We start from the raw sequence: 10,168 nt of genomic DNA on the forward strand, positions 1-10,168 counted from the left end.
TATCAGGACAGCTTTTCGCTCGTTCACCCCAAAGGCGGACAGACCGCTATCGGCCCGTCACTTGGTTTCATCCCATAAGCCGTTCGCGCAGTCTCACACTCCCGTCGGCCATTCAGGCCATGGGAGAACGACAATGGGACATTCGACATTTGATCCGGCAACCAACGGAAGGAGAGCATGGAACGCAGGCCGAGTGGTCGGCGCCAAGCGAGCATTGAAGCCGCCACAGGTTTGGGCGATCCGCTTCTGGCTCGATCATGAGGGACGGCTGCGCGACAGAGCCCTGTTTGATCTTGCCATCGACAGCAAGCTGCGTGGCTGTGACGTCGTGAAGGTGAAGATCGGCGACCTCGTGTCGGGCGGACGTATTCGTGCCCGCGCGATCGTGGTGCAGCGTAAGACGAAGCGGCCAGTGCAGTTCGAACTTATGGAAGCAGCACGCACGAGCCTGCTGGCATGGCTGGAGCGACGCGGCGGAACGGTCGATGATTACGCCTTCCCAAGCCGCATTGATCACTCCTCTCACCTCAGCACGCGACAGTATGCTCGCCTCGTCGATGAGTGGGTGACGGCGATCGGTCTGCGGAAGGAGGACTACGGCACGCATTCACTGCGGCGGACGAAGGCTTCGATCATCTACCGCGCGACCGGAAACCTTCGCGCTGTTCAGATCCTGCTTGGCCATACCAAGATCGAAAGTACGGTGCGTTACCTCGGTGTCGATGTCGAGGATGCACTAACCCTTGCCGAGGGAACCGAGGTTTAAGACCCCCTTCGATCGCAGCATCTCAACGCGGGACGGCCGCTTACGAGCCTCGTTTGCGACCGTTCCCATAGCGACGTGGGGTGGTTTCCTGCCGGTCCGCTTCCAAATGCCAAATGCATCCAAGCGGACATAGCCGGGAGACCGGCGACGACCCGTTGCAGACGATTGACCCCTTTGTCGGCAGGAAGTTTTGCATGAACGAACATACGAGCATCCACGTGCGTCGCGCCGATCATGTCGGCTTTGCGGTCGCCTTCCTCGACGAGGCTCTTCGGTTCTGGGTCGATGGGCTCGGCGCGAAGCTTATACGAACTGGCGAGATGGGTGGCGAGTTCCTTGGTCAGGTGACAGGCGCTCATGGGGCACAGGTTCGCATGGCGATCGTCTCGCTGGCGGATCAGACGATCGAACTTCTGGAATATCGGGGGCTGGATCGACCAACTGTGACGGCTAAGCCGTTCGAACCGGGCTTTGCTCATCTGGCCCTTGTCGTCGATGACATCGACGCGCTCCTGGTGCGGATCGCCGCCTACGGCTGGAAACCGCAGGGCATTCCGCAACCTATCGCAAGCGGTGCGCGGGCCGGAACGCGCGTGATCTACGCTGTTGGCCCTGACGGCGCGACGATCGAGTTCATGCAGCCGCCAACCTCTGTCCAAGATCTGTGACGACGCCGGGAGAGAGGTCGCTTGTCGCCCCGATCCGAAGTCGACAGGGCCGCGGCGAACGACCGCTTCAGGGAAGCCTCGACGGCAGTTCGGGCGACTGGGTTGGGTCGAAAGGCGACTATCCGGTTCCAGACGCGAAAGGCCGGAAGCGGACTGATCAGCCTTTAGGATTTGCCGTGGCGCTTCGCTAAAGCCAACGCTGCTTCCTGCGTGGTCTCGCTGGTAGCAGACACGTCGGGACGCACGCCGACACCCCCCCAGTTTCTGCCAGTGACGGGGTTCTCAGCTCTGCCGGTCGGTACGACGACGAAGAAATCCGAACCAACCTCGTTTAGGCCGCCGGGATTGGCGCCGCCGCGCGTCGTCTCGCCGACGACGGTTGCCCTTTTCAACGCTTGGAGGTCGTAGGCAAACTCTTCGCCGGCCGAGTAGGTCTTCGGCCCAACCAACACGTAGACCGGCTTGCCGAGGTAGCTGACTGGCGTGGGCGAACTCCAGAACGACTCCGTCCGGAAGTTTGTCGTTCCACGATTGCGCCAGATCAAATCATTGATGTGGACGCGTTGGCTTGGATCGAGAAAGAAGCTCGCGAGGTAGGCGACGGAAGCCGGATGGCCGCCGCCATTGTCCCGCATGTCGATGATGAGCGCTGTGGTGTCGGCCAAGTCCCTCATCGCCTTGTCGGCAGCAGAGTTGAACGTTTCGGGCGGAACGAAGCTGGCAAGGTGGATGTATCCGACGTTACCCTCCAGACGCTGAGTTTCGAACCCGGCCCCCTGCGAAGCTGTAGGCTTGGGTCGGTTCGCAAACGGGTCGCCATGGATTACGCGCACGTGGCTGTCGCTGGTGAGCGAGCGCAGCCGTTCGGTCAGTAGCCCAGCGAACTCAGCAGGATCGCTCGCTGTGGCGTAGGCGTTGGACCGTAGGTCGCTCTCGATGGCATTCGCGGCCCGGTCGCCCAATTCAGGGAAGACATATCCTTCCCGCAACTCGACCGCGATGCCGTCCACGACCTTCTTAGCCGCGTCAGGAGCGAGCGGTGGAAGCTTCACCTCCTGAGCGGAAACCTCGGCCTTCGAGATCGTAGGAACTACAACCGTGCCTACCACGGTTGCGAAGTAAGCGTCGTCCCGACCGCACCTTGCTGACGGCGTTATAGACGTCGAGTTTGAGCCCTTCGCGTTGCATGAGGGCTTGGAGTTATGTCGATGTCATGTGCCGATACTGGCACGGAGCCGGTTCGTCGGTTCGAGGTGTTCACGGGGGCGGGCCGTCGGCGCGAATGGAGCGAGGAGGCGAAGGCTGCGATTGTGGCCGAGAGCTATTCGGGCCTGGAGAGCGTGAGCGCGGTGGCCCGTCGCTATGGGCTCGGCCATTCCCAACTCTTCACTTGGCGCCGCCAGCTTCGCGGACCGATGAAGGACGCCGATCAAGCTTCGCCGCTTTTGCCCTCGTCGGTCATCGAGCAACGCTTCGTGCCGGTGGTGGTCGCGGCGCCGAGCGTGGAGAGCAAGGGTCCGGCGCCCAAGCGACGCCCGCGCACTGCTGGCAAGGCAGGCCCCGCGATCGAACTGATGATCGACGGCGTCTCGGTTCGAATCCCCAAGGGCACCGACCCGCGCACGATCACGGCGGTGATACAGGCACTGAAGGGCTCTTCGTGATCGGCCCATCAGGCGTGGTCCGGGTGATGGTGGCCACACAGCCGGTGGACTTCCGCAAGGGCACTGAGGGGCTGGCGGCCCTGGTGCGCGACACGATGGGCGCCGATCCCTTCTCGGGCGCGGTCTACGTGTTCCGCGCCAAGCGGGCCGATCGGATCAAGCTGCTGTTCTGGGACGGCACGGGCGTCGTCCTCGTCGCCAAACGCCTGGAGGACGGCGAGTTCTGCTGGCCGAAGGCGCAGGACGCCGCGCTGCATCTGACAGCGGCCCAGCTCTCGGCGCTCCTGGAAGGCCTCGACTGGCGCCGTGTGCATGCCGTGCGGGAGACCCGTGTGCCGGCTCTGCCAAGCTGACGTAGTAGCGGCGAAGCCTGTTGCCGCTGGGATTGGGAGGTGATTCACTGGCTCTATGACCCTAGCGGCCGACACGCTTTCCGACGATCCCAGCACGCTCAAGGCGATGCTGATCGCCGAGCGGCTGCGGGCCAAGCGGCTCGAGCAAATCATCAAGGAACTGCAGCGCCATCGCTTCGGTCGCCGCGCCGAGACGCTGCCCGAGGACCAGCTTCTGCTCGGGCTGGAAGAGGTCGAACAAGGTGTTGCCGCCGATGAGATTGCCGAAGAGACCGCGTCAGCGTCGCTGAAGGCAGAGCGCGCCGTCCGCCGCCGTGCGAACCGAGGCTCGCTGCCCGCCCACCTGCCGCGGATCGAGACCGTCGTCGATATCGAGGACAAAACCTGCCCCTGCTGCCAGCATAGGCTGCATGTGATCGGCGAGGACTTCGCCGAACGGCTCGACATCGTTCCTGCGCAGTTCCGGGTGCTGGTGACGCGACGCCCGCGCTACGGCTGCCGCGCCTGCGAGGGCATCGTGGTCCAGGCGCCGGCGCCGGCGCGGTTGATCGAGGGCGGCATGCCAACAGAGGCCACCGTCGCGCAGGTGCTCGTCTCCAAGTTCGCCGACCACCTGCCGCTTTACCGCCAAACGCAGATCTACGCCCGGCAGGGTGTCCATCTCGATCGCTCGACGTTGGCCGACTGGGTCGGGCGCGCCGCCTTCCTGCTGCGGTCCGTCCACGAACGGCTGCTCGGTCATCTGAAGGCCTCTTCCAAGCTCTTTGCCGATGAGACCACCGCGCCGGTGCTCGATCCCGGCCGCGGTCGCACCAAGACCGGCCAGTTCTTCGCCTATGCCCGCGACGATCGCCCCTGGCAGGGAGCCGATCCGCCCGCCGTCGTCTTCATCTACGCTCCCGATCGCAAGGCCGAGCGTCCAATCGACCATCTGCAGGGCTTCACCGGCACGCTGCAGGTCGATGGTTATGCCGGCTACCGGGCGCTCGCCGAGAAGGGGGATGTCAGGCTCGCCTTCTGCTGGGCGCACGTGCGCCGCAAGTTCTACGAACTGGCCGCCTCCGGTCCTGCGCCGATCGCCACCGAGGCGCTGGAGCGCATCGCCGCGCTCTACCGGATCGAAGGCGAGATCCGCGGACGATCTGCTGAGGCGCGCCGCCTCGTGCGTCAGGAACGCGCCCGGCCGCTTCTCGACGCGCTCGAGGCCTTCCTTCGCGACAAGCTCACGCTGATCAGCCAGAAGACCGAGCTCGCCGAGGCCATCCGATATGCGCTCTCGCGCTGGGAGGGCCTGTCCCGCTTCCTCGACGACGGCCGCGTTGATCTCGACAACAACACGGTCGAGCGCTCCATCCGCCCGCTCGCCCTAACGCGCAAGAACGCGCTCTTCGCAGGATCAGACGCGGGTGCCCAGCACTGGGCCGTGATCGCCACGCTCGTCGAAACCTGCAAGCTCAACGGCGTCGATCCGCAGGTCTACCTGGCCGATGTCATCACCCGCATTGTTCAGGCCCATCCCAACCGCGGCATCGACGAACTCATGCCGTGGCGCTTCGAGCCCGTCCAAGCCAGTCTCGCCGACGTGGCCTGAGAACGACGCTTACGGTGCGGTATGGCTACAGACGCATCCATGTGCTGCTTCGACGGGAGGGGTGGGTCGTGAACGCCAAGCGGATCTATCGTCTCTACAGGGAGATGGGTCTGCAATTGCGGCACAAGCCACCCAAACGCCGGGTGAAGGCGAAGCTGCGGGAAGGTCGCTGCGTGGCGTCCTGCCTGAACGAGGTATGGGCGATGGACTTTGTCCATGACCAGCTTGCGACCGGACCGAAGCTTCGGATCCTGACCGTCGTGGATACCTTCAGCAGGTTCTCGCCGGCGGTGGTGCCACGCTTCAGCTTTCGGGCTCCCGACGTTGTGGACGTGCTCGAACGCGTCTGCGGTGAGGTCGGTTATCCCGCGTCGATCCGGGTCGATCAGGGAAGCGAGTTCGTCTCGCGCGAGCTGGACCTGTGGGCTTACGTCCGTGGTGTCGTGCTCGACTTCTCCAGGCCCGGAAAGCCGACGGACAACGCCTTTATCGAGTCGTTCAACGGCAAGTTCCGGGCAGAGTGCCTGAACCAGCACTGGTTCATGAGCCTCGACGACGCGGTGCGCAAATGCGAGGTTTGGCGTAGAGACTACAACGAAGTGCGACCCCATAGCGCCATCGGCAACAAACCGCCGATATCGCTGGTGAACCGGTCAGCGGCACATGGCCCACCGCCGCCGGTCGAAGCTGGATGACCACCGGCCAAGTGGTCCAGGAACGGGTAGCAGGTCACAACCCCGGAAATCCTCCAGCCGAGCGGTCCAAAGTCGGGGGCACGTCATTGAGTATGCCTAAACCCAAGCGTCGAAACCGAGCCGAAGGCCTAGCAGCAGGAAGGCCACAGCGAACGCCCACCTAATGGTGGCCATAACACTTGGCTTGGTGATTACGTAATCCCTAACCCAAGACGCGAGCAAGCCATAGCCTATGAACGTTACAAGCGTCATGGCTACGAAGACGAGACCGAGGACGAAGAAGGCGACCCTTGCGCTTTCCATACCCGCTGGGACGAACTGAGGCAGGAAGGCGAGGAAAAACACGCCTAGCTTTGGATTGAGAAGGTTCAGCCAAATCCCCGTACCAATTATTTGTTGGTCGGAGCGGTCCTTTCGATTTGGCTCGATGGTGAGAACACCGTCTCCACGTAAGACCTGCCAACCCATGTAGAGCAAGTAAAGTGTGCCGACGATCTTTAGCATGTGAAAAGCGAAACTACTCGCATGAAAAATTGTCGATAGGCCAAAGGTTGCGAGCAGGAGTTGAGGAACGATTCCAAGCGTGCAGCCCAGTGCGGCCACGACTGAGGCGCGTGCGCCCATGCCAAGGCCAGTCGCCAGGGTGTACAAGACACCAGTTCCAGGAAGTAGAACTACAATGAAGGCAGTCAGCAGGAATTCGGTCGTCATGTTCCTGATACTCATCATGAAAGGGCTTCGGAGAGCCCATCGGCTATCGCCGTGAGGATCGTGCACTGTAATTGACGACGTAATTAAGCAACATGACGGTCCTTGGGGCGCCGGAATTGGCCCGGTGTGACGCCAAATTGGCGCACGAACGCGCGCGTCATATGACTCTGGTCGGAGAAACCGGAGGAAAGCGCTGCCTCTGTTAAAGTCGAACCCTCATTGATCGCCCGGAAAGCACGCCGGACTCGATACTGAAGGACATAGGCGTGCGGCGTGGTGCCTAGTTCCCGCCGGAAACGGCGAACTAGGGTGTAGGGCGAGAGGTTCGCGATTGTGGCCAGTTCGGCCAGCGTCGGCGTGTGGATCGGATCATCGTGGATGCGTTCGAGTATCAACACCATGGACCGCGATGGCCTCGATGTGAGAGGAGGCTTGGCTGCGCCGTCCAGCAGGAGTCCGAGCAGCTCCATGATGCTCTCAGCTACCTCGTCGGCGCAGGAATGCGGCAATTCCCGAAACGTCATTGCGATACGGTGGACGAGATTGACGTCCGTGATGACAGGTTGAGGAAATTCCCGTTTTGCGAACTCGGCGCCGGCGAGTCGTAGAACGATAGAAGGTTCGACGAAAAGCATGACCCAGCGGCGGGGAGCGCCACCAATCGGCATCCCGTCGTGAATCTCATTGGGACTGACTGTGATGACATGGTTCGGGCCGGCTTCTACTTGGCCGCGACCGCTCCATGAGCGATGGGCGCCATCCAACATTATGCCGATACCGAAATGATCATGAGCATGGCGCGGGAAATGACGATCGGATCTAATTTCGAAAGCCTGAAGTCCCACCAGTGGTGAATTAAGATAATTTACCTTATGTGCCATAAATCTACCTCGTCTCCGCGTCTCGCAATCGCCGGTTTAATAGCTAGTGAGATCCACCGGCCAGCGCTCGACACAAACTCGGTGGTCGTTACCGACATAAGCTCTGCAAGACGCAATCTCGGTTCCTTGTACTCCGCGGTCTATGGAGGCGTGTGATGGATTCGAACCACCATCTACGGATTTGCAATCCGCTGCATTTCCACTCTGCCAACACGCCTAAATTGACTTCAAGGGAAGAGCTTACGACTGCCCCAACTCGATCCTGGCGTGTCTCGTTCGAATACGAGACGATCATGAAGCCGAAAAGGCTTGTCCATCCAGAATTCCATGTACGTGGGCTGAAGCCGATACCCTCGCCAGTGTGGTGGCCTGGGTATCGGGCCGATCGCGAAACGCGCGCTTTCCTGCACAACGGCGCGTTGGAGTGCGAGCCGACTTTCGAGAGGCCGCGACTGCTGGCTGGCCCACGCGCCTATCCTGCTTGCCCGAGGCCGTGTGTCGAAATAGGCGTCTGCCTCATTGTCTGTCACGGGCACGATCCGACCTCGCAGGCGCACTTGGCGCCGGAGGGACTTCCAATGCAGGACCACCGCCGCCTGCATATTCCCCGCCAACTCCCCGCCCTTCTGGGACTCCGCATTGGTATAAAAGGAGAAGCCGCCCGCGTCGAAGCCCTTCAGAAGCACCATTCTGACGTTGGGTAGCCCGGTCTTATCGCACGTCGCCAATGCCATGGCATTCGCGTCGTTAATCTCTTTGGATTCCGCTAACTTCAGCCACTCCGCGAACAGCGAGAGCGGGTCCTCGCCGCCGATGCCCTCTCCAGCATCAAACGCAATCTCAGTGTCATCCAGCACGTCCATTTCTATCCTCCTCGATCAATAAGTTTTCGCCTGATGAGACTCCGGATCGGCCTGGGGTGGGGCCGAAAGGATCGCCCGTGGCTCCACGAGCAGGTTTCGCCACTTGTCGAGCTGGCGTCCTGGCTCGGTAATGAGATGCGCCGTTCCGTTTACGTCGACCAAGACCTCACCAGCGGGCGGGACGTTCAAGAACTCCATGTGTTGTGTCGCGCAATATGCGCCCACATCCATGATCATCAGGTGATCGCCCCGGCATACAGCACGGGGGACGAGAGCCTCTCCGGGGAGGATGTAATCGTTGCGGAGGATCGTTCGGCCGCGGATCTTGCAGGCTCGTGAAAAGGATTCATCCCAGATTTCATTAAAGTTTCGATCAAGGAAGACCGTGTTGTGAGGACGATTGCGCAACTGAGCCGAGGGCATGAGCATCCTTGTCCCATCGGTCACCAAGATGCTCCCATTCGGATTGGTGATCACGTCACGCTTGATCTCGGTGATGAGCACGCCAGCGTCGGCGAGGATGTCACGTGCCGGTTCGAAGAGGAAGCGGACTCGTTCGGGAATGCCCATGCCGGTGGCGAGCTCTGCTATACTCTCGAAGTAGCTTCGCCAGTCGAAGTGCTTCTCCTCCTCCCCCCATTTCTCATAGTCGAACCCATGTCCGCCCGCGAAGTTAATAGATTGCGCGTCAGGGAAATGGTCGAGGTAGATTTGAAAAATCTGCTTTACGATCCCCACCATCCCGGCAAGCGAGTTCCCGCTGCCACAGTACACCTCGAAGCATTCCAGCGTCCTGCCGTACTGTTTGAGCATCGTGGCCAGGGACGCGAGTTGCCCAACCTTGATGCCGGGCTTGTCGCAGCCAAGGCTATCTACGCGCACGCTGATCGTTTCGGCCTTCTCACGCAGCGCAAATTCGACCTCGTCTAGGCTTGCGAGGAACGTCCGATACTGTTTGGCACCCCAGAATGCTATCTCCTCGTTCGAGACGTGACCCGGGGATACGATGAAGTCACGGAAACCGTGACCTACGAGGATATCATGCTCGTTCGGCATCTGGACGAGGATTCCTATACCCTCCTCTCGCAGTGGAGCGAGCACGTGCGGGTTCGCGTTGGGGAAAAAGGGGACGTAAAGAGAGACACGCTTGGCAAGGCCCGCGGCGGCAGCGGCGTCCTTAACGCGTCGCGCATTCCTTACGATCTGTTCCGCGCTATAAATGAAAATTGGCGTACCGATTGCGGCGCATATCAACTTCAGGCCTGCAGAGGACGTCCAGTGCGTCGCAAGACGCGATGCTTGGTCGATGGGCTCGAAAACATCCGAAGGCAAATTCTTGTTCACGTCCAATCTCCTATCTTGCGGCATATATTCCGAGTCGAAGCCTCGATGTCGTCGGCCTTGAGGAGGCTCTCGCCGATCAGGAAGGCGTGGATGCCGTAATCGCGCAGTCGCGCGACGTCGTCGGCACAAGTAATGCCGCTCTCGCTTACGATCAGGCGATCGGGTCCAATGAGTTGGGCTAACCTCATCGAGAGACCCAGATCCGCCTCGAACGTTCGTAGATCGCGATTGTTGATGCCGATCAACCGGGACTGCATTTGAAGGGCACGACCAAGTTCCATCTCATCGTGGACTTCGATTAGGACATCGAGTCCAAGCTCGATCGCCGCCGTCTCCAACTCTATGGCTTGGACGTGATCGACCATTGCCAGGACAAGAAGCACGCAATCCGCGCCGATCGCGCGCGCTTCTAGCGCCTGGATAGGATCGACTAGGAAATCCTTGCGCAGGACGGGTAGCCCCGAAACCGCTGCAGCCAGCGCCACGTCGCCGTTATCACCGCCGAAGAACCGCGTGTCTGTAACGACTGAAAGACAGGCGGCTCCCCCATGCAGGTAAGCCCTCGCCAATCTTGTGACATCGAAGTCCGGACAGATCACTCCCTTCGACGGACTAGGGTCTGTTAGCGCCTA

The 10,168-nt window shown here is 61.0% G+C and carries 10 protein-coding genes, 1 tRNA gene and 2 pseudogenes; 6 read left to right on the forward strand and 7 right to left on the reverse strand.

Translation table 11 applies throughout. From position 1 onward, the window contains the following. The first annotated feature begins 133 nt into the window (after positions 1 to 133). Together NS365_RS05360 and NS365_RS05365 are read left to right on the forward strand one after the other, a co-directional pair. Positions 134 to 766 (forward strand): tyrosine-type recombinase/integrase, encoded by a 633-nt coding sequence (locus NS365_RS05360; protein WP_058599252.1) that lies wholly within the window; start codon positions 134 to 136, stop codon positions 764 to 766. A 155-nt stretch (positions 767 to 921) separates the two neighbouring features. Next, complete coding sequence (locus NS365_RS05365; RefSeq protein ID WP_244498366.1) at positions 922 to 1,434, forward strand: VOC family protein; 513 nt, start codon at positions 922 to 924, stop codon at positions 1,432 to 1,434. 164 nt (positions 1,435 to 1,598) lie between these two features. Here NS365_RS05365 and NS365_RS05370 read toward each other — a convergent pair whose 3' ends face one another. Then, the gene (locus NS365_RS05370) at positions 1,599 to 2,444 is read right to left on the reverse strand and encodes a S41 family peptidase (RefSeq protein ID WP_244498367.1); all 846 of its coding nucleotides are present in this window, start codon (positions 2,442 to 2,444) and stop codon (positions 1,599 to 1,601) included. Between the two features lie 192 nt (positions 2,445 to 2,636). Here NS365_RS05370 and tnpA point away from each other — a divergent pair, with 192 nt between their 5' ends. The 4 genes and pseudogenes from tnpA to NS365_RS05390 all read left to right on the forward strand — a co-directional run. Beyond that, positions 2,637 to 3,098, forward strand: a complete 462-nt coding sequence (gene tnpA, locus NS365_RS05375) for an IS66-like element accessory protein TnpA (RefSeq protein ID WP_058599255.1) — start codon at positions 2,637 to 2,639, stop codon at positions 3,096 to 3,098. Next, positions 3,095 to 3,451 carry an IS66 family insertion sequence element accessory protein TnpB gene (tnpB, locus tag NS365_RS05380; RefSeq protein ID WP_058599256.1) on the forward strand — a complete coding sequence of 119 codons (357 nt, stop codon included), beginning with the start codon at positions 3,095 to 3,097 and terminating at the stop codon, positions 3,449 to 3,451. The genes tnpA and tnpB overlap by 4 nt, the downstream gene beginning before the upstream one ends. A gap of 55 nt (positions 3,452 to 3,506) precedes the next feature. Further along, positions 3,507 to 5,042 (forward strand): IS66 family transposase, encoded by a 1,536-nt coding sequence (gene tnpC / locus NS365_RS05385; protein ID WP_058599257.1) that lies wholly within the window; start codon positions 3,507 to 3,509, stop codon positions 5,040 to 5,042. Then, positions 4,982 to 5,737: pseudogene (locus tag NS365_RS05390) on the forward strand (IS3 family transposase); the annotation flags it as partial. The gene tnpC and the pseudogene NS365_RS05390, both read left to right, overlap by 61 nt. Before the next feature lie 96 nt (positions 5,738 to 5,833). Here the strand turns inward: NS365_RS05390 and NS365_RS05395 are convergent. From NS365_RS05395 to NS365_RS05420, 6 genes and pseudogenes are all read right to left on the reverse strand, one after another. Next, the gene (locus tag NS365_RS05395; protein ID WP_058599268.1) at positions 5,834 to 6,448 is read right to left on the reverse strand and encodes a LysE family translocator; all 615 of its coding nucleotides are present in this window, start codon (positions 6,446 to 6,448) and stop codon (positions 5,834 to 5,836) included. Between the two features lie 83 nt (positions 6,449 to 6,531). Continuing rightward, on the reverse strand, positions 6,532 to 7,329 hold the full coding sequence (locus NS365_RS05400; protein WP_082684438.1) for a helix-turn-helix transcriptional regulator: 798 nt from the start codon (positions 7,327 to 7,329) through the stop codon (positions 6,532 to 6,534). 143 nt (positions 7,330 to 7,472) lie between these two features. After that, positions 7,473 to 7,546: transfer RNA gene (locus NS365_RS05405), tRNA-Cys, on the reverse strand. A gap of 10 nt (positions 7,547 to 7,556) precedes the next feature. Further along, positions 7,557 to 8,192 (reverse strand): pyridoxamine 5'-phosphate oxidase, encoded by a 636-nt coding sequence (gene pdxH, locus NS365_RS05410; RefSeq protein ID WP_058599260.1) that lies wholly within the window; start codon positions 8,190 to 8,192, stop codon positions 7,557 to 7,559. Between the two features lie 15 nt (positions 8,193 to 8,207). Then, positions 8,208 to 9,536: a diaminopimelate decarboxylase gene (locus NS365_RS05415; protein WP_153003669.1), complete on the reverse strand. Its 1,329-nt coding sequence runs from the start codon at positions 9,534 to 9,536 to the stop codon at positions 8,208 to 8,210. Further along, positions 9,533 to 10,138 (reverse strand): annotated as a pseudogene (locus tag NS365_RS05420) (indole-3-glycerol phosphate synthase TrpC); the annotation flags it as partial. The gene NS365_RS05415 and the pseudogene NS365_RS05420, both read right to left, overlap by 4 nt. Between the last annotated feature and the right edge of the window lie 30 nt (positions 10,139 to 10,168).

Origin of the sequence: Aureimonas ureilytica (assembly GCF_001475935.1) — a bacterium.
Taxonomy (GTDB): Bacteria; Pseudomonadota; Alphaproteobacteria; order Rhizobiales; family Rhizobiaceae; genus Aureimonas; species Aureimonas ureilytica_A.